Origin of the sequence: Nocardia coffeae, assembly GCF_019890715.1 — a bacterium.
Taxonomy (GTDB): Bacteria; Actinomycetota; Actinomycetes; order Mycobacteriales; family Mycobacteriaceae; genus Nocardia; species Nocardia jiangxiensis.
On record NZ_JAINZY010000002.1, the window covers coordinates 291,162 to 315,917 of the forward strand.

A 24,756-nucleotide genomic window follows, 5' to 3' on the forward strand; every position below is an offset into this window, starting at 1 on the left:
CAGCGTATCGCCGAGGATCACCGTTTCGATGGGTTACGGCAATTACGCTCCGTCTCCGGGGACGTTCGTTTACTCGTCCGTGGCGAAACCGAATGATCCCGAGCGGGCAAGCGGATGACGGTCGCAACGTCATCTCAGCAGCTGGTGGAGTGCACGGTCGCCCGGAGCAGCGATGCGCTGCTGCGGCGGGCCCCAGTGTTCTCCTGTAACTGGTTGAGCGAGTGGATGTTTCAGGACTCGCGCTCGAAGACGGCGGCGCGGCCCTGCCCTCCGCCTATACACATGGTCTCGACCGCAAAGCGAGCCTGGCGGCGGTCGAGTTCGCGCAGCATGGTGGCGAGGACGCGCACGCCGGTCGCGCCGACGCGGTGTCCGAGCGAGATACCGGAGCCGTCGACGTTGATCCGATCGTCGAGGACAATCCCAGCCAGCGTTCGGTGTCGAAGGCGTGTCGTGCCGCCCGGATCGCCGAGTCCACATCGGCGGCACCGGCCTCGGCCACCTGGGTGATGATCTCTTCCGGCTACGCCGGAATCCCGACACTAATATCGTCGGCCTGTGGCGGATGTCTGAATTTTGGACACAAAGGTGCCGACGCCCGCGGTCGCCGGGCGTCGGCGCGCTGGGCAGGCCGGCGGCGGGGGCCTGCGCGCCGCCGGTCTGCCCTGCGAATCAGTTGATCGGCTCCGGGAGCGCCACACCTCCCGGGATCTCTTCCGGGCCGGCGGAATCCGATACGGGCTTCGATCGGGAGATCAGCGAGGCAACCGCAGCGGCGACGAAGGCGGGTAGGGCGAAGGCGTAGAAGTTCCACTCGACCCCGAGAGCGGAGCCCGCGATCCACCCTCCGATCAACGGGCCGAGGATGGCGCCGGCGCGGGCCAGGCCCATCGCCGCTCCCACCGCCGAACCGCGGCACGAGGCCGGGAAATGCGTGGCGACATAGCCATACGTCAGCGAGGATGTCCCGACCGTTCCCAATCCCGCGCCCGCCACCGCGATCATCAGGAAACCGACATCGAGTGGGCGGCTGAGCGCGAGCAACGAGACCCCTCCCACCAGGAAAGCCGCGACGATCACGCGTTTGGAGCCGAAACGGTCGGCGAGCAGCGAGCCACCGAGGGTTCCCACCACCGCGCCGAGTTGCAGGACGAGCAAGAACTGCAGCGACGAGCCGAGGGGATATCCGGCTTTGCGCATGAGCTGCGGCAGCCACGTATTCAGGCCGTACACGATCAGTTGTGAGCAGAAGCAGGTGATCACGAACAGCGCTGCCGCGCCGACGTACCGCCTCGACAGCAGTAGCCGATAGCCACGCGTGCCCGCCCCGTCGGCCACCGCCTTGGCGGGCTGTACGGCGTGCTCTCGGGAGGCTGCATCGAAGTCCAGACTGTATCGGGACGCGACGCGGCGAGCGTCGTCCGTTCGGCCCCGCAGGATGAGGTAGTTCACCGACTCCGGCAAGGAGAAGTACATGACCGGAAGGATCAACAGGTACAGGGCGGCGAACGCGTAGAGCAGTCGCCAGCTGTGGTCGGGTAGCAGGGCGAGCGCGGCAAGTGCCGCGATGATGCCGCCCAGCGAATAACCGGTCAGCGTGAGTCCGTTGTAGATCTGACGCCGAGTTCGTGGCGCGTACTCGACGGTCAGGGCGACCGCGGAAGGCACAACGCCGCCGAGGCCTATGCCGGTGGCGAACCGGGCGGCCCCGAGGAATTCGGGGGACTGGGCGAGGGCGCAGATCGCGGAGCCGACCGAGAACCACAAGATCCCCATCATCATGACCTTGCGGCGGCCGATCCGGTCCGTCATCGGGCCGGCCAGCAGGAAGCCCACCATCAGGCCGACCAGCGTCCAGCTGCCGATGGATCCGGCTGTCGCGGCGGTCATATGCCAATGAGGTTCGTCGAGCAGATTCGGTACGGTGGCGCCGTAGACGATCAGGTCGTAACCATCGGCGACGATCGTCAAGAAACACAACGCGACCACGAAAAGTCCGCTGCGTGCGCGCGGAGCGGTGAGCTCCATATTTTCTCCTGGGTGAAAATGCACCACGGAAAGTGGTGTCGGGTATTGCGTTCCGCGGTCTGTTATTTCGCGGGGTGGAAAGGCTGGTTGGTGGTGGTGAAGTATTGAACGGCGGCCATGATCGCCACCGGTGCGGTCACCAGCAATTGGCCCGCGAGCGTGCCCAGTGCGCCCACCGCGATGACGCCGCCGAGGCAGCCGACGGCGGCGGCGGGAACGAATGCGCCGAAGAGTCCGACGATGGTCGCGGCAGCGACCGTCGCTCCCGCGATTCCGCCGAGAACGCATCCGACCGCCCCGCCGGCCAGCCCGCCTACCAGGGTTCCCACGGTCGCGCCGGTGGTGATGGTCTGGGACATGCGATTCCACGCCGCTTGTTCACGGTCGTAGGGCGTCTTCCACGGTGCCGAATCCTCGTACGGCAGCGCGACCGGCTGGTAGACCGCGTGCCGCATATCGAATCGGGGAGTCAATATCGCGGTGTGATCGCGGATTTCGGCGGTGATGGGAAAGACGAAATCGTCCACCCGGAACGACAGTTCGCTGCCCGCCAGTACTTTGCCGTCGGAGGACTTGATCCGGAACACGCCGTCGTCGGCGTCCATCGTTCCCGCGTCGGTCGTGATCACGGTGGATCGGTCGGTCGTGGCAACCTTGTAGCTCACCTTGTCGGCCGGCGCCGCGCCCGCGGAGCCCGCACACACGGCGAGAGTTACCGCGGCGGCCGTGGATGCGGTGACGAAACTCTTGAACATATTTTTCTCCTCGAGGCACCGACGAATATCAAGTCGGGTGAGCGGAAATGTGAACGCCGAATGCGTTATTTCCGATCCTGTGGGAAATCGGCGAAGTGCCGTTCCGGGTGTCGGGGATCACAGCATAGCACGCATAATATATAACATCTAGTATTTGATTTTGCGGCGGTGCGGCCGCGGAATTGGCACTGAAACCCGATGTTGTTGTGGCCGCGCCTATTCGGAATCGGCTCACGGCCTCGGGCGACTGCGCCGTCCGCCCTGATCCGGTGAACGGCGCAGTCGCATCATGTATGCCGGACGATCAGAGATCGTCGGGTGACCGGCAGTCGTTCGACAGCAGCGAATTACAGAGGTCGAGTGTGCCGGATCGACGGCCGCGCCGTCAGTGACGGCCCTCGAAATCGATGACGCCGCGGATATTGAGGCCCGCGTGCATATCCTCGTACGCTTCGTTGACCTGTTCGAGTCGATATGTGCGGGTGATCATTTCGTCGAGCCGCAGCGCACCCCGCTTGTAGAGTTCCAGCAGCATGGGGACCTCGTTCTGCGGGCCGGCCATTCCGTACAGCGCGCCCTGAATGCGCTTCTCGCTCATCGTCAGATCCAGTACCGGTACCGACATCTCCGTCAAGGTGTGCGGCGCCGCGCTGGTCACCACCAGGGTTCCCCGCTTGCCCAGCGCGTCGTACGACTGCTTCAGCTGCTCCTGCGTGGGCACGCCGATACAGACGACGACCGAGTCCGCGCCCTGACCGTTGGTGACCGATCGCGCCAGATCGGCTGCCGCACCGATCGTTTCGACGGCATCGGTCGCACCGAGTGTGAGCGAGAGTTCGCGCTTCATCGGCACCGGGTCGACGGCGATCACGCGGCCCGCGCCGCGGAATGCCGCACCCTGCACGGCGCTCATGCCGATGCCGCCGGTGCCGACGACGACCACCACATCGCCGACGTCGATATCGGCGGCGCGCGTCGAGGATCCCCATCCGGTAGGCACCGCGCAGCCGACGATCGCCGCGGTCCGGAACGGGATGTCGTCGGGAACCTTCACCACGCATTCCTGCGGCACCGTCGTCCACTCCGAGAATGTCGACAGGCATGCGTTCTGTGCGATACCCCGGCCGTCGGTGTGCATCCGGAATGTGCCGTCGGGTCGCGTGCCGACGGTGATGAGATGGCCTGCGTCGCAAAGATTCTGGTGCCCGGCCACACACATGCGACAGTGACCGCATGCGGCGATGAACGACGTCACCACATGGTCGCCGGGCCGCACGCGGGTGACGCCGGGACCGACGGCTTCGACCACGCCCGCACCCTCGTGCCCACCGCACGCCGGATAGGAGTGGAACTGCATGTCGCCCTTGGCGAAATGGTCATCCGAGTGGCACAGGCCGGAGGCCATCACCTTGACCAGAACCTCACCTTCGCGGGGCTCGTCGAGATCCACCTCCCGAACGTCCCAGGTGTCCGGTGCTCGCCAAAGAATGGCAGCGGTCGTTTTCACTTTCGGCTTCCTCACTCTCACTGCTCGATCGCGGGATGTGATCGCTCTGCGAATATCTGTGCCCTGCAACGCAATACGGCACGCTGGGGACTACATGGTCGGTTCGACGGGCTGTCCGTCGATGACCAATCGACGGCTGGCGATGAGAACGAAGACGGTTCTGGTCCATTCGTCGGTCGAGTTGCGCCAGGCGTGCAGGGTGCCGCGTTGGACGATGCTCTCGCCGGCCCCCAAGCGCACGACCTGGCCACTGTCGAGCACGGCCTCCAATTGACCGCTGAGCACGACGCCGTAGTCGATACTCCTGGTGCGGTGCGCGGGGAATTCGCTGTTGGGCGCCCAGTCGGCGATGTAGAAGGCGGTGCCGTTGTCGGAGGCCAAGGTCTCGATCAGCTGTGCGCCGTCCTGGTCGTCGGTGTTGTCGGACGGGAACTCGTCGGTGGCCCACAGCCGGGTGGCGAACGCCGTGGGGGACGCCTCGAACGCCTCGACCAGCGAATCCGATGTCACGATCGAACGGCCTTCGGAGTCGTGTCCGGTGACGACGCGACGTGCCTGGTGCTTCATGGTTTCTCCGGTTTCTGCTGTCGATAGTGGTCGGCCGACGGCTCGAGGCGGTGTCGCTCGGCGTGTCGTCATGCGATGCGCTGCCGGGCCCACGCGGCGGATTCGGCGATCGTCCGGTCCGCCTCCGGGTCGTTGCCCGCCGCGAACGGATAGACGTGCTGGCGGGCGGGGGCGACGTCGAGCGTCACCTCGACGCCCACTGCCTCTGCGGCTTTCACGAATTCCCTTGCGCCGCCGAGCAGATTCTCGTGACCGCCTACCGAGATATAGACCGGCGGGAAGCCGGTGAGATCGGCGTACAGCGGATTGCACAGCGGATCCGTCGTGCTCCGGCCGCCGAACGCGATCGACCCCATCGTTACGATCACCGCCTTGCTCGCGAGCATGTCGTTGCTCTCGTTGACCATCCAGTTTCCGTCCCAGTCGAGGCCGGGGGACAACGTCAACACCGCGCCGGGCAGCGGCTCTCCCAGCTTCCGCAGCTGCACTACGAGAGCGAGAGCCAGTGTGCCGCCGGCGGAATCGCCCGCGCTGACGATTCGGCCGGCGTCGAATCCCTCGGCGATCAGCCACCGATACGCTTTCACGCCGTCGTCGACCTGCGCCGGGTACAGCACCTCGGGCGCGCGGCGATACTCGACGAGCAGCACCCGAGCACCGACGGCCTTCGCGATGTGGCCGACCATCTTCCGGTGCGAGTTGGTGGATCCGACGATGAACCCGCCGCCGTGGAAGTACAGAACCGCCGAGTTCGGATCGGCGTCGGCCGGAATACACCAGATCGCGGGCAGACCGTCGATGTCGACCGACTCGTAGCTCACCGAGGTGGGCTCCGTGGCGACCGTATGCCACCCCTCCTGCATATCGCGCATGGTCTCCACGGACATCTGCGGATCGGCTCGCATCCGTCCGCTCCATTCGACGTACAGGGTTCGGAGGGAATCGTTGAACTCGGTCGACATGGTCGGCTCCTCGTTACGGGCGCAGCGGCATGAGCCGCAGGTCGACGGTCCGACTGTCCGGATGAAGACAGGGGCGAACCACGGTGTGCGCCACGGGTGTTCTGGTTATGTGCTGGCCCGGAACCGGGCGTGAGTGAAATGCATCACTGATGATTGAATGAAATGTGCGAGAAGGCAATTGGCGATTTTCGAATTGAAACTTCGAAGTATTTCAATCGCCCACGAGTTCGGGTGACTGCGCCGGTCAGCCGATGCGGTCGAGGCGTTCGCTGATCCGCCGGGCTTCGGCGGTGACGGCCGCGGTGATCGGTTCGAGCCGGGCATCGATACGGGCCGCCGGGCCCGCGAAGGTCAACACGGCCACGTGGACACCCGCGCGGAATATCGGTGCGTGGACTCCGCCCAGGTCCGGGGTGATCTGCCGGTCCGAGAAGGACACGCCCTCTCGTGTCGTGCGCGAGAATTCCTCGTGCAGACGGGCGCGGGTATCCGGGTCGTCGATGTGGCGGGTGAGGTAGTCGTCGCGGAATCTCCGGTCGCTGTAGGCGAGGAAGCAGCGGCCCGCCGAGGACGGGTAGAGAGCGCGGCGTTCGCCGATGCGGGCCGAAAACCGCACGGGCCGAGTGGATTCGATGACATCGGCATAGACGATCTGTTCACCGATGCGCATGCACAACAGAACTGTTTCGTCGAATTCGCGATGCAGCGATTCCAGGCCGGGGCGCGCCAGATGTTCGACCGAGGACGAGCGGGCGCCGAGCAGTGTCTCCACGGCCGGGCCGAGGGTGTAGACGCCGACGTCGGTGAGATAGCCGGTGGCGACGAGACCCTTCACGATGTAGTGCACCGAGGAGCGCGGGGCTTCCAAGGCTGTCGCGAGTTCGGCCAGTGTCAGCCCCTGGGGGTTGCGGGCGACGAGTTCGAGGATCGTGACCACGCGCGACACCGTCCGGTGTTCCTGCGGCGTGGTCGCCTGGTTCCTGGTCGACATCGGTTCATCCCATCACAGTGATCGCGGCTGCCGTCGGCGTTCATATATACGAACATAGTGTTCGTAAATATGATGTAGACTACGGCCTCGTAGTGATTCGCGCCATATTCGTCATGGCGGTGTGATCGAGATCTAGCGGGATCGGCGCAGATCCCCGGAGTTGTATCGCGAGGTCCAGATGGGAACGTTCAACAGGCTTCACCTGATCCGGCAAGTCGACCTGTTCACGCTGCGGTTGTTCCTCTCGGCAATCGAGGAACAGCAGATCGGCCTCGCCGCCATCCGGGAGAACATCGCACCGTCGACCGCTACCAAGCGGATTCAGGTCCTCGAGGACATCGCCGGTGTCGAACTGCTCGAACGCGGACCCAAGGGGGTGCTGCCCAGCCCGGCGGGCGCGGTACTCGAACGCTATGCGCGATCGATCTTCGGCAGCCTCGATGCGATGCGCTCGGAAATCGCCGCGCTCACCGAAGGGGTACAGGGAGAGTTGTCCGTCGTCTCGGCGCGCACCATCGTCGTGCCGTTCCTCGCGCGCGAGATCGGTGAATTCGGACGTGAGTATCCGATGGTCGAGGTGGGGTTGCACGAGACGGAGAATGTCGACATCGTGCGGCAGGTCGCGCGCGGCGAGGCGGATATGGGCGTTTTCGCGGCCGCCTACGATCTGGATCTCGACGGCATCGACGTCATTCCCTACCGGCAGGACCGGCTCGTCGCCGTGGTTCCGCAAGGCCATCGGCTGGGGGCGAACACCGCGGTGACATTCCAGGATCTCGCCTCGGAGCGGCTGATCGCACCGCGCGCGATGGTCGGTGCGTTCCGGGCCGCGGCCAAGCGGCTCGGGGACGAATTCCGGTCACCGCATCGCGTGCGCAGTTGCGAAGTCGCCATCGAACTCGTGCACGCCGGCCTGGGCGTCACCGTTGTTCCGGAATGTCTGCTCGACCACGCGCTGCTGTCCAGGGTCACGGTGCTGGAATTCGATGAACCCTGGGCCGTGCGCCGAATCCACATCGCGACTCCGAGCGGTCGCATGCCGAGCCCGGCCGCGCAGGCGTTCATTCATCAGCTGTCGGCCCGGCCGGTCGAGGGCGACGCCGCTGAGGAATCGTTGTGTGCGGCCTTGGCCGCCCACGACGCCCCAGTGGGTTGAGCGGGGAGGCCGTGATGTTCGTGGCACCGCTACGCCGCGGTGCCACGAACCCCTGCTCAGGAACTCACTCGCTCCACCAGCGCGACCTTCACGTGATCGGGGCGCTTCAACGTACCGTCGGGCACCAGCTCGACAATCGTCTTCACATTGAGCGCCGAGCGGACCCTCTCCTCGATGGCAGCCTTCAACGCGATTCGACGCTCCTGGCTCAACCCGGCCGCGTGCTCGACGACGAGCGGGAGCGGCCGCTGCGTCGAATGCCCCTCGAAGTCCGCGCGAATACGCATCTCACCGGTCGTCTCCGGCTCCATCTCGACAACCAGTTGCTTCACCGCGGACGGGAACAGATTGATGCCCCGCACGATCAGCATGTCGTCGGTGCGTCCTACGCATCGGACCTTGTATCCGGTTCGGCCGCAGGAACATTCGGTTCCGGTGACGACGACGTGATCGCGGGTGCGGAAACGCAACAGCGGCGAGGCCTGCCGGCGCAGCGCCGTATAGACCAACTCGCCCTGGGCGCCCTCGACCGGATCGACGATATCCCCGGTGACGGGGTCGATCAGCTCGGCGACCATCAGGTCGGGGGACAGGAAGTGCATCCCCTCACCGGCCGCGCATTCACCCCAGTACGTGCAGGCGATGTCGGTGCCGCCCAGCATCTCTCGCGCTGTGGCGCCCCACAGGGATTCCAGCCGCTGCCGCACGGCGGGCAGTCCGCCGCCGGGCTCGCCGCCGACGCTGATCGCACGGACGCCGAGATCGCGAGCCTTCTGCCCGACGATCTCGGGGGCTTGTTCGGCCAGATAGGTGAGGAAGTAGGGGGTGCCGATCAACGCGTCGGGTCGCTGATCGGCCTGCACGCGCAACAGGCGCTCGGCACCGGCCTCTGCGCCGATCGGAATGTCCACGATTCCCATGTACTGCAGGATCTGCACGATCGGCAGGCCGCCGACGAAACCCTTGCTCATGCCGAAGGCGTGCAGCAGGCGGTCGCCGGGGCGGAATCCGTTGGCGTACAACGCCCGTGCGCCCAGTTCGGACCAGGTCTCGATGTCGCTCGGGGTCAGACCCACGTAGCTGGGGCTACCCGTCGTGCCGGAGGACGCCTGAATCTGCACGATCTCCTCCGGGGCAGCCGCGACGTGTGCGCCCAGCGGTGGTGTCTGCGCGAGGCTGTCGCGCAACTCCTGCTTCTCGGTGAACGGCAGTACAGCCAGATCGGTGACCGTACGCACCTTTTCCGGGTCGACCCTGTGTTCGGCAAACTTCGCGCGATAGAAATCGCTGCGCGCCGCGAGATACCGGATCTGCTCGCGCAGGCGTTCGTTTTGAATCGCGGCCGCATCGGCGGGGGACGCGCCTTCGATTTCGCTCCACCAGGACTCCGAGAACGGAGCTCTACTCATCTTTCCTCCAATATTCTGCCCGAGGTCCGCAGCCGGCGGGTATCCAGGGCCTTCCAGGCTGTCACCGCTGCAGGGCTCACGAGAATGCTTGCTGCCCAGGCGAAATGGGTATCATTGGGTTCATCGCGCACCGATGGCTGGGCGAGTGCGGCCTACGGCAAACCGAACTTCATGATATCCACGATTCGGCAGTTTCCGGTAGGTGAAAGCGGTTCGAATAATTCGAATCGCGAATTCATATTTCGCCAATTGGAATATCTGTGGAAGCGGAATAGCCTCGCTGTGATCGGGCCTGTCTCGGTCCGCTACGCATGCACTTTCGAGTATCCCGGGAGCTGACACCATGGTATGGCAAGGAAAATACGACAGCTTGTTCATCGGTGGACAATGGGTGGCTCCGTCGACCGATGAGCTCATCGACGTGGTGTCGCCGTATACCGAGCAGACGATCGCTCATGTCCCCGCCGGTGCGAACGCCGACATCGATGCCGCCGTCGCGGCAGCGCGCCGAGCGTTCGATCACGGGCCTTGGCCGCGGATCTCGCTCGCCGACCGACTGGAGGTGATGGGCAGGCTCAGTGCGGAGATGCGGGCGGCCGAAGCCTCGATGGCCGAGGTGGTGACCGCCGAAATGGGTTGCCCGATAACGCAATCGCACAGTATTCAGGCGCTACGACCGCGCTTGATCGTGGATGCGATGATCGAGTTGGCGCAGGAGTATCCGTTCGACGAAATCCGCGAGGCCCCCTCCGGTCGGGCCCGGGTTACCCGGGAACCGGTCGGGGTGCTCGCGGCGATCGTGCCGTGGAACGCCCCGCATCTGGTGACGATGATGAAACTGGCGCCCGCGCTGCTGGCGGGGTGCACGGTCGTGCTCAAACCCTCGCCCGAGACACCCCTGGATGCCTATCTGCTCGCCGAACTTCTCTCCCGCGCTGGACTTCCCGACGGTGTCGTGAATATCGTTCCCGCGCACCGTGATCCGAGTGAGTACCTGGTAACCCACCCCGGAGTGGACATGGTCTCGTTCACCGGCTCCACCGGTGCTGGGCGCCGGATAGGCTCGTTGTGCGGTGGCCTCATCCGGCGGGCCGCGCTCGAACTCGGCGGTAAGTCGGCCGCCCTGGTCCTCGACGATGCCGATCTGGAATCCACGGTCGAAGCACTGCGGGTCGGCGCGTTCCGCAATACCGGGCAGGTGTGCAGCTCCAAGACCCGGGTGGTGGTATCGCGCAGGCGTGCAACGGAATTCATCGATGCCCTACGTACCGCGACCGAATCCATGCCCGTGGGAGACCCGTCGGACCCAGCCACCGAATTCGGTCCGCTGGTCTCCGCGCGGCAACGCGAGGCCGTCGAGGGATATATCCGGGCCGGGCGTGCGGAAGGCGCGACAGCCGTTCTGGGCGGCGGTCGGCCCGCGGGGCTGGACACCGGGTGGTTCGTCGAGCCGACCATCTTCGCCGGGGTGCGGCCGGATATGCGGATCGCGCGGGAGGAGATCTTCGGGCCGGTGCTGTCGGTGCTGGAGTACGACACCGAGGACGAGGCGGTCGCCATCGCCAACGATTCTTCGTACGGACTCAACGGCGCGATCTTCACCTCCGACCCACAGCATGCGGTCGCGCTCGCCGACCGGATCCGGACCGGAACGGTCGAAATCAACGGCAATCCGGTGGGATTGGCCGCACCGGTCGGGGGAGTCAAGGACAGCGGGCTCGGCCGGGAGCTGGGGCCCGAAGGTTTCGACGAGTTCATCGAGTTCAAGTCGGTCGGGTTGCCTCGCGACCTGGCCATCGGATGAGACGGAATCCATGGCTACCGCGGAGTGCGCATGAGCGAATCGACCGGCCCACTGTCGGGCATCAAGGTTGTCGAATTGGGCGGAGTCGGACCCACCCCGTTCTGTTGTCAGCTGCTGTCCGATCTCGGCGCCGACATCATCCGCATCGACCGGCCGGCCGGATACGACGGTGGTGCACCGGTCGAACCGCGATTCGACCTGCTCAATCGGGGGCGGCGCAGTGCGGCCATCGATCTGAAGAAGCCGGAAGCCGTTGCGGCAGTGCTCGATCTGGTGCGCCGGGCCGATGTTCTGATCGAAGGCTTTCGTCCCGGCGTCGCCGAGAAGCTGGGGCTGGGCCCCGACGAATGCACGGCGGTGAACCCCGGCTTGGTGTACGGCCGGATGACCGGCTGGGGTCAGCACGGCCCCCTGGCGCAGGCGCCCGGGCACGACATCAATTACATCGCACTGACCGGAGTTCTGCATTCGATCGGATCCGCGGGTGGACCACCGGTGATTCCGCTGAATCTCGCCGGCGATTTCGGCGGCGGTTCACTGTATCTTGCCTTCGGCATTGTCGCCGCATTGCTGGAACGGCACCGTTCGGGGCGGGGACAGGTGATCGATGCGGCCATGGTCGATGGGTCGGCCTCGCTGATGACATTGTTCTACGGACTGCACGCGGCGGGTTATTGGCGTGACGAGCGCGGCGTGAACCGCCTCGATTCCGGTGCGCCCTGGTACAACACCTACCGCACCAGCGATGGACAATGGCTTGCCATCGGCTCCAACGAGGCGCGTTTCTGGCGCAACACACTTCGCATCCTGGAATTGGACGAGGCCGAAATGCCCGACCAGCACGACCGGTCACGCTGGCCCGAAATGCACGATCGCCTCGCCGAAGTGATCGCCACCCGCACCCGGGACGAATGGTGTGCGCTGGCCGAAGGACGGGATGTGTGCTTCGCGCCGGTGCTGTCGCTGGGCGAGGCTCCGCAACATCCGCATCTGCGGGCCCGGGAAACATTCATCGAGGTGGAGGGCGTGGTTCAGCCCGCCCCGGCACCGCGATTCAGTCGTACGCCGGGCGCCGTCCAGCGGCCGCCGGCGCGCCCGGGGGAGCACACGGACGAGGTACTCGGCGACTGGGGATTTTCACCGGAGCGGCTGTCGGCGCTGCGCGTCGCCGGTGCGATCGCATGATCCGGTTCCGGTGCCGGGGAAATAGGCGATCGGATTATTCGATTCCGTCGAATCGCTGGTTCGCAATTTATCACTTGGATCGTCGGGACCGGCAGTTTAGTCTCGATACCGGGGGCGAATCCGAAAAACACCGGCTCATACATCACTGTTTGGAGCGAACGCGAAATGAATTCGAACTTTCTCACCGAATCCCAGGCGGACTGGCTCGACGTCGTCAACAAATTCATGGACCACGAGATCACCGTCGAATATGTGCGCAAGTGTGACTCTGGCCGGGAATACCCGTACGAGGCGTACGAGAAGATCGCGAAGCAGGGCTGGCTGGGCATTCTCATCCCGGAGGAGGAGGGCGGCTCCGGGGGTGACATCTTCGACTACTCGCTGATGGCCGAGGGACTGGGCAAATTCGGATTCGACTTCGCCTGCTCGGTGCTGGTTCCCACCTTCACCGCGATGAACATCATCAAGTACGGCACCGCGGAGCAGAAGGCGCGCTACGTCAAGCCGTTCATCGACGGGCAGATCCGGTTCTCGGTGTCGATCTCCGAACCCGACGCCGGATCCGACGCCTCCAACACCAAGACCCGTGCCCGCCGCGACGAGAACGGCGACTGGATCGTGTCCGGTCAGAAGCTGTGGTGCAGTGGCGCCGCCGCGAAGGACACGGTGATCGCCATGCTGGTGCGCACCGACACCGGCGACAAACACGGCGGCCTGTCGGTGCTGTTGATCCCGAACGACACTCCCGGCCTGGACATCCGGCGGCTGCCCACGCTGTCGCGGCATGCGACCGGCACCACCGAGATCTTCCTCGACGAGGTCCGTGTCCCCGCCGACGCGCTGCTCGGTGAGGTCGGCCAGGGCTGGAAGATCATCACCGAACACCTCGAGTTGGAGCGCTGCGCGGTCGCCGCGGCCTACACCGGCAACGCGCAGGAAGCGGTGCGGGTGGCGAACAAGTACGCCCACGAGCGCGTCCAGTTCGGCAAGCCGATCTACGAGTTCCAGGTGCTCAAGCACATGCTGGCCGAGAACCAGACCCGGGTCGACGCGGCCCGCCTGCTCTGCTACCGCGCCGCGAAGATGAAGGCCGAGGGCCTGCCCGCGGCGAGTGAGACCTCGATGGCCAAGCTGTACGGCTCGGAGACTCTCAAGCAGAGCGCGCTGGACGGCATGCAGATTCTCGGCGGTTACGCCAACCTGCCCGAGGCCGATATGGAGCGCTACCTGCGTGAGAGCGTCCAGTCCACGATCGGCGGCGGCACCTCGCAGATCCAGCGCACCATCATCGCCAAGTCGATGCGACTGTCCGCGAACGCGTAACCGCCTGCCCCGCAGTACCTTCAGGAGGAATCGATGGTAACCATCAACAATCGCATCGATATGCCGCTCGACGAGATCGAGATCGGCGCGGTGTTCCGCTCGGGCGGCCGGACGGTCACCGAAACCGATGTGGTGAATTTCTGTGCGCTGACCGGCAATTGGATCGAGATCCACTCCAATGTGCACTACGCCTCGCAGACCCGTTTCGGTGAGCGGATCGTGCAGGGGTCGCTGACCTACTCGCTGATGACCGGTCTGATCCAGTTCGGGCCGTCCATTCAGGCGAACTACGGGATCGATAATCTGCGCTACCTGAAGCCCGTAGTCATCGGCGACACCGTCTACGCAACGGCCGAGGTCATCGGCAAGAAGGACAAGGACGACAAGTACGGTGTCGTCACCTTCCTGATGAAGGCCCTCAACCAGGACGGCTATGTCGTGCAGAAGAGCGAGTGGAGTCTGCTGATGCTGCGCAAGCGCGAGGATCTCGACGCGCTGGTCGGCTCGTCGGTTCCGACCGAGCGCCCGAAGGACTGATATCCGTGCCTGCCACTCCTGTCGCCGCGATTATCGGCATGGGCGATGCGTACGCCTCGCGCGAAGACCGCAAGGACCCCATGCAGCTCGCGGTGGAAGCGACCTACGGCGCCCTCGCCGACGCGGGTATCCGTAAGAATCAGGTCGATGCGGTCTTCACCGGCCGCTCGCCCTGGGCCGACAAACGTTCGCAGTGGTCGAACATCTTCATCTCGCACATGCACATGCCGGTGATCATCGACAGCGAAATCACCATGCACGGTGCGGGTCTCACCTCGTCCATCGCGATCGCCTCGCAGATGATCGCGGCGGGACAGGCCGAATACGTGCTGTGCCTGCAGAGCGATGCGACCGAGCTGTTCGTCGATGCCGTGGCGATGGGAGCGGAGGCGGATTCGGATCCCCAGGTGGAGGTTCCCTACGGTGCGACCATCCCGTCGCTGTACGCGCAGGCGGCGTGCCGGTACTTCCACGAATTCGGTATCACCGAAGCAGATTTGGCGGATGTCGCGATCGCGAATCAGCGCTGGGGCGTGCACCACCCGCATGCCGCCAAGGCGCGGTTCGGCGAGATCGACCGGGAGAAGGTGCTGTCCTCGCCGTATGTCGCGACGCCGCTGCGGCGGTGGATGTGCTCGACGTGGGGCGGCGGCACCGGCGGCGCGCTGATCGTCACCTCGCCCGACAATGTCGGTGACCGCGAGGGGGTGGTCTACGTCCACGGCTACGGTTCGGCGAGTACCCACGAGTACCTCACCGACCGGATGAACCTGCGGCACAGTCGATTCCCCGGCCTGGGTGTGCTGCCGAACCTCACCCACACCGCGACGGCCGAAGCCGCCCGCCAGGCCTACGGTATGTCCGGTCTCGGCCCGTCGGATATCGACATGCTGCAGCTGTCGGTGAACTTCGCGCATATGGGCCCGATCGTGCTGGAGGATCTCGGGTTCGCGGAGAAGGGCCGCGGCATCGACATCTACCGCGAGGGCCGCACCGCCATCGACGGAGATCTGCCGACCGACACCAACGGCGGCTGGCTGTCGTTCGGGCAACCCGGCATCTCCTGCAACATGGACAGCCTCGTCGAGGCCGTCCGGCAATTGCGCGGCACCGCACTCGGCGCGGCACCGGCGAAGCGACCGGAAACGGTGCTCGTCCAGGGAGCCGGCGGCATGATCGCCGCCGGAAGCGTCATGGTGCTGTCGTCGGCGGCCTGACCAGGGAAAAGGACTACGACATGAGTGATACGCAACACCTGAACGAGTGGCCGCAACCCTACCGCCAACTCGATTCCGAACCGTACTGGGCGGCGCTGGCCGACGAGCGCCTCACCTACCAGCGCTGTGGCGCCTGCGCCGAAGCGGTGTGGCCGGCGCATTCGCATTGCCCGCACTGCGATGCCGCCGAACTGACCTGGCAGCAATCGCAGGGAGTCGGAACCGTGTACTCCTACAGCACGATCGGTCGCGGCCCGACCCCCGTCTGGGCGGCAATCGTGCCCTACACCGTCGGATTCGTCGAACTGGCCGAGGGGTACCACCTGTTCACCCAGATCGACGGCGATCCGGACACGATCGAGATCGGCATGCCGGTGCGGGTGCGTTTCGTCGAGCGCGGCGGGCAGAAACTGCCCGTCTTCGCTGGCGCGACATCTGTTGCGCCGGTGGGTGATTGACATGGCAGGCCCATTGGACGGTGTGCGCGTGCTGGACCTGACCACGAATGTGATGGGCCCCTATGCCTCGCTGCAGCTCGGGGATCTGGGTGCCGATGTGTGGAAGATCGAGCCGCCCGCGGGCGACACGATCCGCAATGTGGGGCCCGCCCGTCATCCGGGGATGAGTGCGAACTTCCTGCACCTCAACCGCAACAAGCGCAGCCTCGCGCTCGATCTGAAGAACCCGGCCGGGATCGAGGCATTGCTGCGGATGATCAGCACCGCCGATGTGCTGATGCACAGTATGCGACCGACGGCGATGGCGCGGCTGGGACTGACCTACGAGAGCGCGAAGCTGCGCAATCCGCGCATCATCTACTGCGGAATGTATGGCTTCGGTCAGGACGGCCCCTACGCCGACCGTCCGGCCTACGACGACCTCATCCAGGCCGGCGTCGGGCTTCCGGTGTTGCAGAGCCGCAAAACCGGTGAGCCCGAGAACGTGGCGACGCCATTGGCCGATCGCGCGGTTGGGCTGGCCGCCGGTACGGCGGTCACCGCTGCGCTGTATCGGCGGTCGATCACCGGGGTCGGGCAGGAGGTGCAGGTGCCGATGTTCGAGACCTTCGCCCAGTTCGTGCTCGGCGATCACCTCTACGGCTACACCTTCGATCCGCCGATCGGCGACTGGGGGTATGCCCGGACCATGGATCCCGGACGGCGGCCGTATCCGACCTCCGACGGAGGTTACATCGCGGTCAATCTCTACATTGACAAGCATTGGAATTCGTTCTTCGCGGTGTCCGGCCACCCGGAGCTGGCCGCGGACCCTCGTTTTACCGACATCCACAGCCGGGCAGAACATTTGGGAATTCTCTACGAGTTCTTGTCGGAGGTGTTCCCGACCAAGACCACCGCGCAGTGGATGCGCCTGCTGACCGACGCGGATATCCCGTCGATCCGGATGCATACGCCCGCAACACTTCTCGATGATCCGCACATGAAAGCAGTCGGCTTCTTCGTCGACGAGGAGCACCCCTCGGAGGGGCCGGTGCGCACCATGGGCATTCCGCAGCGCTGGAGCGCCGATGCGCCCGAATTGCGTTATCCGGCACCGCGTCTGGGTGAGCATTCGCTCGCGTTGCTCAGCGAAGCGGGCTTCGACGGTGCGGAAATCGGCGAACTCGTCGACAGCGGCGCAGTGTCCGCGGCGGAGGGGGCGGCCCGATGAACGACACGTTGACCGGCAAGGTCGCCGTGATCACCGGCGGGACCGGGGGCATCGGTGCGGGTATCGCGCGGCGCCTGGCCGCCAGGGGCGCGACGGTAGTACTCAACGGCCGCGACGAACGCAAAGCCGATGCGGTGCTCGCCGACATTCGCCGCCTGGGCGGGCACGGGGGATTCATCGTCGGCGATATCCGGTCCCGACGCGATATGGATGCGCTCGTGGCACAGGCCGTCGAGCGTTTCGGCGGCATCGACATTGTCGTCCCCAACGCCGGTGGGAACGATGACGAGGCCCGTTCCCCCGAGGTCCGCGGACCCTTCGCCGATATCGATCTCGACCGCGTCACCGATTTCGTCGGCCAGGCGGTGGGCGCGAAATTACGCGTGGTGCAGGCGGCGATTCCTTATCTTCGCGAACGCGGCTCGGGCAGCGTGGTTTTCGTGACCTCCGAAGGCGGCCGGGCACCGACACCAGGGCAGACCGCCATCGCGACCTTTTCAGGCGGGCTGATCCAGGCGAGCAAGGTGCTGTCCAAGGAGTTGGCGCGCGACCGGATCCGAGTGAACTGCGTCTGTGTGACCGTCGTTCGTGACTCACCATCGTGGGTCGCCGCCTTCGAAGGTGAGGGCCGAGTTTCCGAAGCGCATCGCAGGCAATACGAGAAAATTCTCGCCCGCGCACCCTTCGGTGTCGCCGCCCCGCCCGACATCGGAGATGTCGTGGCCTTCCTGGCCTCCGACGACGCCCATTACCTCACCGGATCGACACTCAGCCCGACCGGTGGACTGACAATTCATTGACCGCGGGCCGGAAACGACCGGTGGCACACAAGTAGAGGTTTCAACGATGACCGGACCATTGGACGGGATACGGATTCTCGACCTGACGTCGAATTTCATGGGTCCCTACGCGTCGCTGCTGCTCGCCGATATGGGCGCCGACGTAGCGAAGGTCGAAGCCCGCGCAGGCGACACCACGCGCGGTGTCGGGCCGTGCCGCAATCGCGGGATGAGCGCGATCTTCTTGCACCTCAACCGCAACAAGCGCAGCATCGTGCTCGACCTGAAAACCGCGGACGGCAATGCGGCGCTGAAGCAGATGCTCGAGTCCGCCGACGTATTGCTGTACAGCCTGCGCCCGCAGGCGATGGCGAAACTCGGTCTGTCCTACGACGAGGTCCGCTCTATCAACCCGACGGTGATCTATTGCGGCGCATTCGGTTTCGGCCAGAACGGGCCCTACGCGTCCCGTCCGGCCTACGACGACCTGATCCAGGCTGCGGTCGGTATGCCGGTGCTACAGAGCCGCAAGATCGGTCCGCCGGACTATGTCGCCACCGCGATCGCCGATCGGGTGGTCGGCATGGCCACCTCCACCGCCATATCGATGGCGCTGTTCCACCGCGAGCGGACCGGCCGCGGCCAAGAGGTTCAGGTGCCGATGTTCGAGACCTTCGCGCATTTCGTCATGGGCGATCACCTCTACGGATACACCTTCGATCCGCCGGTCGGCGATTGGGGGTACGCCCGGATGATGAATCCGGACCGGCGCCCCTATCGCACCACCGACGGTTACCTCGGCGTCAACGTCTACACCGATAAGCATTGGCACCGGTTCTTCGACCTGTCCGGGCATCCGGAGATGAAAGCGGATCCGCGTTTCGCCGACATCCACGGGCGGACCGCGAATATCGCTGAGCTGTACGAGTTTCTGGCGCGGACCTTCGCCACGAAGTCGACCGCCGAGTGGGTGCAGATCCTGACCGAGGCGGACATTCCGGTCATCGAGATGAACACCCCCGGTTCGCTGCTGGACGATCCGCACATGAAGGATGTCGGCTTCTTCATCGACGAGGACCACCCCTCCGAGGGCAGGCTCAAATCGCTGGGCATCCCGCAGCAGTGGAGCGAAAGCCGGCCGGAACTGCGGTATCCGGCGCCACGGCTCGGCGAGCATTCCGCGCAACTGCTGTCCGAATATGGTTTCGGCGCCGCGCAAATCGAACAACTGTTGAACTCCGGCGCCGCATACGAAGCCGACCGTGCTGCGCCGGGCGAATAGGAATCGGAGGCAACCATGACGAGCGATCTGCCGCTGGCCGGAATAACGGTGGTCGAGCTGGGCGACAGCGCCTCGGCTCCGTTTGCGGGCAAGATACTCGCGGAATTGGGCGCCGAGGTGTGGAAGGTGGAGCGCCCGACGGGGGACTCCTCGCGTGGCTGGGGCCCGAGCATGTGGCAGGGCAGTGGCGCCGCGTTTCACGCGCTCAACCGTGGAAAGCGTTGTATCCGTATCGATATCAAGGATCGGGAGCAGCTGGCGACGCTGCACGAGCTGATCGCCTCCCGCGCGGACGTCTTCTTGCACAATCTGAGGCCGGGTTCGGCCGCGCGCTACGGACTCGACGCCGACAGCCTGCGGGTCACCAAACCCGAGCTGGTCTACTCCGAGGTCGGTGCGTTCGGCCACACCGGGCCGATGAACACACTGCCCGGCTACGACCCACTGATGCAGGCGTTTTCGGGGATCATGAGCATCACCGGCGAGGAGGGGCAGGCGCCCGTGCGCGCGGGAGTGTCGATCGTCGACTTCGGCACCGGTATGTGGGCGGTGATCGGAATCCTCGCCGCCCTGTTCCGGCGTCAGGCCAAACACGCGGGCGCGACGGTGAACAGCTCACTGCTGGAAACCGCCATTACCTGGATGAGTGTCGGCATCGCCAACTACACCGCCGACGGTGAGATCGGCGGCCGGCACGGATCCGGAGTCGCGTTCATCGTGCCGCATCGCGCGTACGAGGCGGCCGACGGCTATCTCGTGGTCAGTTGCGCGAACGACGCGCTGTTCGCTCGACTGTGTGCGGCGCTGGGGCATCCGGAATGGGCAACCGACTGCCGATTCGCCACCAACGCAGCACGATTGACCAACCGCGACGAGATCGACCGCCTGATCGGTGCGCAGATCCTCACACACCCCCGCGAGCACTGGAAGCACATTCTGCAGGACGCCGGTATCCCGGTCGCGCCTACCCAGACCACCGCCGAGATCGTCGGCCACGAGCAGACCCATGCTCTCGCGATCCTCGGCAAGCCGTCGGAGGACGACATCGCTGTGGTCGGCCTGCCGCTGTCGTTCGACGGAAAGCGCCCGCCGCCACTGCATTCGGCGCACGACATCGGGGCCGACAACCACCGTCTTCGACAGCTCATCAAGACCGAATCCTGACAGCCGGTCCGGTCGGGCCGAGGCGATTGATCTTCTGCCCGACCGGTGGCGGCACGCTCAGAGGTGCTTCTTGTAGAACGGAATCAGGTGGCTCAACGCGATGGCGACCGGTTCGGGCTGGTCGTAGAGGTCGTAATGTGACCACCCCTCGGCCACGACGAGCTCCTTGTCCTTGGAGGCCGCGCGACGGTAGAGCTCGACGCCGTCGCGGTAAGCACCGAAGGCGCCCGGCTTGTCGCCGACAACGATGCACAGGGGCTGGGTGAGTAGCACCTCGACCCGGTTGAACGCGTCCCAGCCCACCGCCGTCGCCTGGTGGGAGAACAAGGAACGATTGCGCCCGTTCGGCTTTCGGCCGCGGTCGGTGCGGTAGTACTCGGTGGCGCCCAACAGGTCGATCTCGGTCAAGCCCTTGTCCCTGGCCTCCTGTGGAGAGGCCGGCAGCAGATCGTCGACTCGCAATTCGGCGCCGCGCGCTTCGGCGGTGCGTTGCGCGGCCATGGCCTCCAGCGCGCCGATCGGGTCGTAGCCGGTGAAGGACTCGTGCATCAGCCGTCCGTAGTTCGCTCCGGTCACCGTGGCGAGCGCGCTGATGCGCCGTTCGGTCATCGTCGCGTTCACCGAATATCCACCGGCGCCGCAAATGCCGAGAACCCCGATCCGGTTGTCGTCGACGTAGGGCTGCGTGACCAGGTAGTCGATCACGTAGCTGAAGTCTTGCACGCGCAGGGTCGGGTCCTCGATGAAGCGTGGTTCGCCGCCGCTGGCGCCCTGGAAACTGGCGTCGAAGGCGATGACGACGAACCCTTCCTGTGCCAGCGCGCTGCCGTATACGTTCCCCGAGGTCTGTTCCTTACAGCTGCCGATCGGGTGGGCGCTGATGATGGTGGGGTATTTGTGGGTGTTGTCGAATCCGGGCGGGTAGTAGATATCCGCGGCGATATCCCAGGCCAATGCCTTGATACTGACATGTTCGATGTTGTCGGTTGCCATCGGAACTCCTGTTCGGTTGGTCTTCGGAATGGGTTCATCGCGGGAGAGTTCGCGGCGGCTCGGAGCAATTGCGGGCGGATGCTGATCTCCACGCACTCTTCACGGTGTCACGTTCGCGGCGACGCCGGCAGGGTAGAGATTCCTACCCCTCGGGCCGGTTTGTTCAGCCACTTCCCAGGGCGTATCGCAGTGCGGCGGCGAGTTCGCCGATCGCCTCGGCCGCGCGAGATGTGGCGATCCGGATATCTGATTCCGCGTCGTCCACGAGGCCGGTCGACTGCAGTGGGCTTCGATTTCGCGATGCGTGGACATGCTCGATCCGGTCGGCGAGGTCGTCGAGGTCTGCGGCCAACTCGCCTGTGGCGCTCAGTGTTTCGGCATCCGCGGTTCCGTCGGGCCCGGGTCCGAGTGCCGCGACCACGGCGCTCTGTTTGGCGACCTCGTACACCCTGCGTGAAACCTGTTCTATTTCAGCGTCTTTCCATCGCCCCGCTGGGTCGGCGGGGTCGTAGCGCGCCTGTTGCGCGGCCGCCGAGAACTCCAGGCGGGCCAAGCGGCTGCGAACGGTGGCGTGCGCGACTTCGGCCGCGCCGGTCTCGTCGGGGCGGGCCCACATCCGTCGAAGTGCGCGGATCTGATCGGCCTGCGAACGCATCCACGTGGCCATCAGCCCGGCGAGGCGTTCGCGTTGCCAGGTCGGCAGCAGCAGATAGACGCACAACGCCAGCGCCGCTCCGACAACCGTGTCCAGTCCTCGGGTCACGGCCCCCAGTGGGCCGGTGGACAGCGTGGAGATCCACATGACAACCCACATCATGGTCCAGGGTTGTCCGCAACTGCGGAATGTGAGATATCCGAGCAGCAGCACGATCAGCACGACGGTGTGCAGTACCTGGTTGGCGGGCAGGAAAGAGATCGCGACGCCGGCAAGGGCTCCGATCACGGTTCCGACGGTGCGTCCGATACCCCGGCTCGAGGCATCTCCGTAGTCGGGAAACAGCACGAGTACCACGGTGAGGCAGACCCAGAATCCGTGTGCGGGAAGCAGATCGGGGCCGGCGAAGAATCCGATGGCCCGGCCGACCAGCTCGCCGACGACACCGGCCGTCGCCAGGCGCACCGCGTGGCGGAACATCGGCGCCCCGGGATGCAGTTCGTCGCGGACCAGTTCGAATGGCGTTGGCGGAGTGCGGTTGTCCGGCACGTCATCGACAACGGTTCCCGAAATCAGTTCGATGGCTGTGGCGATGGATGTGTCCAGGGCGAGCCAGAGGCCGTCCGCCTCTGCCGGACGTACGGATCGTCTATTCGGAGTTCTCCGGTGCCGGACGCCGTCGGCGAGCTCGGACAGTACCTGTGCGAGTTCGCCGCGGCGTCCGTCGTCGGCGGTGGAGGCTTCGGATCGGTTGTCCAGCGCGTGGAGCAGTTGACCGATGTGCTCGCCCTGCTCGGTCAGTCGAGTCAATCGCGCGACTTCCCGGCTTCCGGAACGGTGCACCAGGGCAAGGCTGTGATCCGCCGCCATGAGCGCTGGTCCGTAGCTCCCGCCCGCGGCAAGCGCGTCGTACAGAGCCGCGACCGATTCACGCTGGACGGCATGGCGTGGTTCGAACGGTGGGAGAAACTGACATGCCGCCATGATCGCGACGCCGCCGCTGAACAGAGCCAGTTCGTGTGCGCCCGCCTGGGCGGAAGGTGTGATCTCGGCGAAGGCGACCACGATGATGGTGACGACCAATACGCGCATGCTCACACCGATGCCGACCACTCGGACCACACCGCCGGCGAAAAAGCCGACAGCGATCAGCGGTAGCAGCAGCCACCAGCTGTCGTGCAGCAGGATGCCGATGGAGGCCGCGACCACTTCAGCGGCGCCGGTGCCGACCGCAGCGACGATGCGGCTGCGGTGATGGGGCATGAGGGCGGCGATACCGCCCAGGAACGCGCCGACACAGATGAGATTCTGAGCCTCTGTGTCGTAGAGGAAATAGCCGACGACCGTGGCGACGATCATTCCGACGGCCACCCGGAACAGTCTCGTCGGATCCTGTAGGGGACGCCCGGTCTTCAATCCGCGAACGGCCGCCCGTCCGAGGGCCTCGAGATCGATCGAATTCGGACGGTGCTGCTTAACCCTGCTCGCGCTCATCCTATCCCTTTCGGTGCCGCGCGTCCGTCCGATGGTGTGCGCAGACTGCCTGCAAATGTATTTCGAGCCGAAATCGAAGTATCGGATATATGCAGAGTACGGCGGGCAGGACCGGCGATGTCAATTGATACATTTCGAATCAACGATTCGACATTTCTCGAGGAATACTCGGCACGACAGAGCGAGTGGCTTCCGTCGTAGACGATGACTGCCCGAAGATTTCGACCGGACCGCGAGGGCGAGCCGGTTCGGGGGTAGAGATTCCTACCCCCACGGTGACAGTCGCAACGGCGCCGGCGGCCGTACCGTAGTGATATGGGTAGCATCGAAAACCGGGCTGAGCTGGGACAGTTTCTCAAGGCTCGGCGCGCGGAACTCACTCCCGAGGCAGTGGGCATCCCAGACAACGGGTCACCGCGACGTGTGCAGGGGCTGCGACGAGAGGAAGTCGCCCAGCTCGTGTCGATCAGCGCCCAGTACTACACACGCCTCGAACAGGGACGAATCCAGGCTTCCGCGCCGGTATTGACGACCCTGGCCGACGCACTGCGCTTGGACGAGGACCAGCGCGGCTATCTGTTCGACCTGGCAGGTAAGGGCAATCCGCGGCCCCGTCGGCTGAAATCTCAGCGGATCCGGCCGCCGCTGGAGCGTCTGCTCGCGACGCTCACCGATATCCCCGCATTCATTCTCGGATTACGGATGGACATTCTCGCGTGGAACGATCTCGCTGCCGCGCTGATCACCGACTTCGCCGAGATTCCGCAAAACCGGCGCAACTACGCGCGAATACTCTTCACCGATCCGATCATGCGTGAGCGCTACCTGAAGTGGGAAATCGTTGCGCGGGACTGTGTGGCCTACCTCCGTATGGAAGCCGCGCGCGACCCCGACGATCCGCGCTTGAGCGCCTTGGTCGGCGAACTGTCGGTGCAGAGTCCAGAGTTTCGCACCTGGTGGGCGGGTCATTACGTGGCGCACCGGACGTTCGGCATCAAGACGATCCGCCACCCGATCGCCGGTGATCTCACGCTGGAATGGGAAAATCTTGCGAGTTCGGCCGATCCCGGCCAGCAGCTCGTCATCTGGACTGCGGAGCCCGGAAGTGCCTCCGAGGAAGCGCTGCGTTTCCTCGCCTCCTGGGCGGCGGCCCACCCGAATTATCGGCACACCTCACCCGGCGGAGCAATGGGTTCCACCTCGCAGTCCTGAGATCCACTGAGACCGGGGGTCGGGTTGTTACCGAGGTAGCGATGGTCGCACGCTGTTGCTGTGTA

21 protein-coding genes and 1 pseudogene are annotated in these 24,756 nt (G+C 65.2%); 12 read left to right on the plus strand and 10 right to left on the minus strand.

The window, feature by feature from the left end:
• Nucleotides 1–230: 230 nt before the first annotated feature.
• The 7 genes and pseudogenes from K7711_RS10445 to K7711_RS10475 all read right to left on the minus strand — a co-directional run.
• A pseudogene (locus K7711_RS10445) lies at nucleotides 231–410 on the minus strand (acetyl-CoA C-acyltransferase); the annotation flags it as partial.
• A gap of 262 nt (nucleotides 411–672) precedes the next feature.
• Nucleotides 673–2,028 (minus strand): MFS transporter, encoded by a 1,356-nt coding sequence (locus tag K7711_RS10450; RefSeq protein ID WP_222967597.1) that lies wholly within the window; start codon nucleotides 2,026–2,028, stop codon nucleotides 673–675.
• Between the two features lie 62 nt (nucleotides 2,029–2,090).
• Entirely contained in the window at nucleotides 2,091–2,783 is a 693-nt protein-coding gene (locus K7711_RS10455) for a DUF8020 domain-containing protein (RefSeq protein WP_222967599.1), read from the minus strand.
• Nucleotides 2,784–3,168: 385 nt separating this feature from the next.
• The gene (locus tag K7711_RS10460; RefSeq protein WP_222967601.1) at nucleotides 3,169–4,290 is read right to left on the minus strand and encodes an NDMA-dependent alcohol dehydrogenase; all 1,122 of its coding nucleotides are present in this window, start codon (nucleotides 4,288–4,290) and stop codon (nucleotides 3,169–3,171) included.
• A 90-nt stretch (nucleotides 4,291–4,380) separates the two neighbouring features.
• The gene (locus tag K7711_RS10465) at nucleotides 4,381–4,857 is read right to left on the minus strand and encodes a cupin domain-containing protein (protein ID WP_222967603.1); all 477 of its coding nucleotides are present in this window, start codon (nucleotides 4,855–4,857) and stop codon (nucleotides 4,381–4,383) included.
• Nucleotides 4,858–4,925: 68 nt separating this feature from the next.
• Complete coding sequence (locus K7711_RS10470; RefSeq protein WP_222967605.1) at nucleotides 4,926–5,819, minus strand: alpha/beta hydrolase; 894 nt, start codon at nucleotides 5,817–5,819, stop codon at nucleotides 4,926–4,928.
• Nucleotides 5,820–6,063: 244 nt separating this feature from the next.
• Entirely contained in the window at nucleotides 6,064–6,810 is a 747-nt protein-coding gene (locus tag K7711_RS10475) for an IclR family transcriptional regulator (RefSeq protein WP_222967606.1), read from the minus strand.
• A 178-nt stretch (nucleotides 6,811–6,988) separates the two neighbouring features.
• Between K7711_RS10475 and K7711_RS10480 the strand changes: the two genes are divergently transcribed.
• On the plus strand, nucleotides 6,989–7,966 hold the full coding sequence (locus K7711_RS10480; RefSeq protein ID WP_235746997.1) for a LysR family transcriptional regulator: 978 nt from the start codon (nucleotides 6,989–6,991) through the stop codon (nucleotides 7,964–7,966).
• Between the two features lie 56 nt (nucleotides 7,967–8,022).
• On the opposite strand, the gene K7711_RS10485 is transcribed toward K7711_RS10480, so the two are convergent.
• Complete coding sequence (locus tag K7711_RS10485) at nucleotides 8,023–9,375, minus strand: phenylacetate--CoA ligase family protein (RefSeq protein WP_222967608.1); 1,353 nt, start codon at nucleotides 9,373–9,375, stop codon at nucleotides 8,023–8,025.
• Between the two features lie 343 nt (nucleotides 9,376–9,718).
• Here K7711_RS10485 and K7711_RS10490 point away from each other — a divergent pair, with 343 nt between their 5' ends.
• The 10 genes from K7711_RS10490 (at nucleotide 9,719) to K7711_RS10535 (ending at nucleotide 20,337) form a co-directional block, all read left to right on the plus strand.
• On the plus strand, nucleotides 9,719–11,179 hold the full coding sequence (locus K7711_RS10490) for an aldehyde dehydrogenase (protein ID WP_222967610.1): 1,461 nt from the start codon (nucleotides 9,719–9,721) through the stop codon (nucleotides 11,177–11,179).
• Nucleotides 11,180–11,209: 30 nt separating this feature from the next.
• On the plus strand, nucleotides 11,210–12,364 hold the full coding sequence (locus K7711_RS10495) for a CaiB/BaiF CoA transferase family protein (RefSeq protein WP_222967612.1): 1,155 nt from the start codon (nucleotides 11,210–11,212) through the stop codon (nucleotides 12,362–12,364).
• A 165-nt stretch (nucleotides 12,365–12,529) separates the two neighbouring features.
• Nucleotides 12,530–13,687, plus strand: a complete 1,158-nt coding sequence (locus K7711_RS10500) for an acyl-CoA dehydrogenase family protein (protein ID WP_222967614.1) — start codon at nucleotides 12,530–12,532, stop codon at nucleotides 13,685–13,687.
• Nucleotides 13,688–13,720: 33 nt separating this feature from the next.
• Nucleotides 13,721–14,224 (plus strand): MaoC family dehydratase, encoded by a 504-nt coding sequence (locus tag K7711_RS10505; protein WP_222967616.1) that lies wholly within the window; start codon nucleotides 13,721–13,723, stop codon nucleotides 14,222–14,224.
• Between the two features lie 5 nt (nucleotides 14,225–14,229).
• Complete coding sequence (locus tag K7711_RS10510) at nucleotides 14,230–15,441, plus strand: thiolase family protein (protein WP_308014624.1); 1,212 nt, start codon at nucleotides 14,230–14,232, stop codon at nucleotides 15,439–15,441.
• A 20-nt stretch (nucleotides 15,442–15,461) separates the two neighbouring features.
• On the plus strand, nucleotides 15,462–15,899 hold the full coding sequence (locus K7711_RS10515) for a Zn-ribbon domain-containing OB-fold protein (protein ID WP_222967618.1): 438 nt from the start codon (nucleotides 15,462–15,464) through the stop codon (nucleotides 15,897–15,899).
• A gap of 1 nt (nucleotide 15,900) precedes the next feature.
• On the plus strand, nucleotides 15,901–17,112 hold the full coding sequence (locus K7711_RS10520; RefSeq protein ID WP_222967620.1) for a CaiB/BaiF CoA transferase family protein: 1,212 nt from the start codon (nucleotides 15,901–15,903) through the stop codon (nucleotides 17,110–17,112).
• Nucleotides 17,109–17,912, plus strand: coding sequence for an SDR family NAD(P)-dependent oxidoreductase (locus K7711_RS10525; protein ID WP_222967622.1), 804 nt, complete (start codon nucleotides 17,109–17,111; stop codon nucleotides 17,910–17,912). Before K7711_RS10520 ends, K7711_RS10525 begins: the two co-directional genes overlap by 4 nt.
• 46 nt (nucleotides 17,913–17,958) lie before the next feature.
• Nucleotides 17,959–19,173: a CaiB/BaiF CoA transferase family protein gene (locus K7711_RS10530; protein ID WP_222967624.1), complete on the plus strand. Its 1,215-nt coding sequence runs from the start codon at nucleotides 17,959–17,961 to the stop codon at nucleotides 19,171–19,173.
• A 15-nt stretch (nucleotides 19,174–19,188) separates the two neighbouring features.
• Nucleotides 19,189–20,337 (plus strand): CaiB/BaiF CoA transferase family protein, encoded by a 1,149-nt coding sequence (locus K7711_RS10535; protein ID WP_222967626.1) that lies wholly within the window; start codon nucleotides 19,189–19,191, stop codon nucleotides 20,335–20,337.
• A 57-nt stretch (nucleotides 20,338–20,394) separates the two neighbouring features.
• On the opposite strand, the gene K7711_RS10540 is transcribed toward K7711_RS10535, so the two are convergent.
• Together K7711_RS10540 and K7711_RS48865 are read right to left on the minus strand one after the other, a co-directional pair.
• Nucleotides 20,395–21,330 (minus strand): alpha/beta hydrolase, encoded by a 936-nt coding sequence (locus K7711_RS10540; protein ID WP_222967628.1) that lies wholly within the window; start codon nucleotides 21,328–21,330, stop codon nucleotides 20,395–20,397.
• 163 nt (nucleotides 21,331–21,493) lie between these two features.
• Nucleotides 21,494–23,356 carry an FUSC family protein gene (locus K7711_RS48865; protein ID WP_222967630.1) on the minus strand — a complete coding sequence of 621 codons (1,863 nt, stop codon included), beginning with the start codon at nucleotides 23,354–23,356 and terminating at the stop codon, nucleotides 21,494–21,496.
• 438 nt (nucleotides 23,357–23,794) lie between these two features.
• Here K7711_RS48865 and K7711_RS10550 point away from each other — a divergent pair, with 438 nt between their 5' ends.
• Complete coding sequence (locus K7711_RS10550) at nucleotides 23,795–24,691, plus strand: helix-turn-helix domain-containing protein (protein WP_222967632.1); 897 nt, start codon at nucleotides 23,795–23,797, stop codon at nucleotides 24,689–24,691.
• The last annotated feature ends 65 nt before the right edge of the window (nucleotides 24,692–24,756 follow it).

Excerpts from the sequence above, each read along its gene's own strand:
- K7711_RS10450 (WP_222967597.1), bottom strand. The coding sequence starts at position 2,028 with ATGGAGCTCACCGCTCCGCGCGCACGCAGCGGACTTTTCGTGGTCGCG.
- K7711_RS10455 (WP_222967599.1), bottom strand. The coding sequence starts at position 2,783 with ATGTTCAAGAGTTTCGTCACCGCATCCACGGCCGCCGCGGTAACTCTC.
- K7711_RS10465 (WP_222967603.1), bottom strand. The coding sequence starts at position 4,857 with ATGAAGCACCAGGCACGTCGCGTCGTCACCGGACACGACTCCGAAGGC.
- K7711_RS10470 (WP_222967605.1), bottom strand. The coding sequence starts at position 5,819 with ATGTCGACCGAGTTCAACGATTCCCTCCGAACCCTGTACGTCGAATGG.
- K7711_RS10475 (WP_222967606.1), bottom strand. The coding sequence starts at position 6,810 with ATGTCGACCAGGAACCAGGCGACCACGCCGCAGGAACACCGGACGGTG.
- K7711_RS10480 (WP_235746997.1), top strand. The coding sequence starts at position 6,989 with ATGGGAACGTTCAACAGGCTTCACCTGATCCGGCAAGTCGACCTGTTC.
- K7711_RS10485 (WP_222967608.1), bottom strand. The coding sequence starts at position 9,375 with ATGAGTAGAGCTCCGTTCTCGGAGTCCTGGTGGAGCGAAATCGAAGGC.
- K7711_RS10490 (WP_222967610.1), top strand. The coding sequence starts at position 9,719 with ATGGTATGGCAAGGAAAATACGACAGCTTGTTCATCGGTGGACAATGG.
- K7711_RS10495 (WP_222967612.1), top strand. The coding sequence starts at position 11,210 with ATGAGCGAATCGACCGGCCCACTGTCGGGCATCAAGGTTGTCGAATTG.
- K7711_RS10500 (WP_222967614.1), top strand. The coding sequence starts at position 12,530 with ATGAATTCGAACTTTCTCACCGAATCCCAGGCGGACTGGCTCGACGTC.
- K7711_RS10505 (WP_222967616.1), top strand. The coding sequence starts at position 13,721 with ATGGTAACCATCAACAATCGCATCGATATGCCGCTCGACGAGATCGAG.
- K7711_RS10515 (WP_222967618.1), top strand. The coding sequence starts at position 15,462 with ATGAGTGATACGCAACACCTGAACGAGTGGCCGCAACCCTACCGCCAA.
- K7711_RS10520 (WP_222967620.1), top strand. The coding sequence starts at position 15,901 with ATGGCAGGCCCATTGGACGGTGTGCGCGTGCTGGACCTGACCACGAAT.
- K7711_RS10525 (WP_222967622.1), top strand. The coding sequence starts at position 17,109 with ATGAACGACACGTTGACCGGCAAGGTCGCCGTGATCACCGGCGGGACC.
- K7711_RS10530 (WP_222967624.1), top strand. The coding sequence starts at position 17,959 with ATGACCGGACCATTGGACGGGATACGGATTCTCGACCTGACGTCGAAT.
- K7711_RS10535 (WP_222967626.1), top strand. The coding sequence starts at position 19,189 with ATGACGAGCGATCTGCCGCTGGCCGGAATAACGGTGGTCGAGCTGGGC.
- K7711_RS10540 (WP_222967628.1), bottom strand. The coding sequence starts at position 21,330 with ATGGCAACCGACAACATCGAACATGTCAGTATCAAGGCATTGGCCTGG.
- K7711_RS10550 (WP_222967632.1), top strand. The coding sequence starts at position 23,795 with ATGGGTAGCATCGAAAACCGGGCTGAGCTGGGACAGTTTCTCAAGGCT.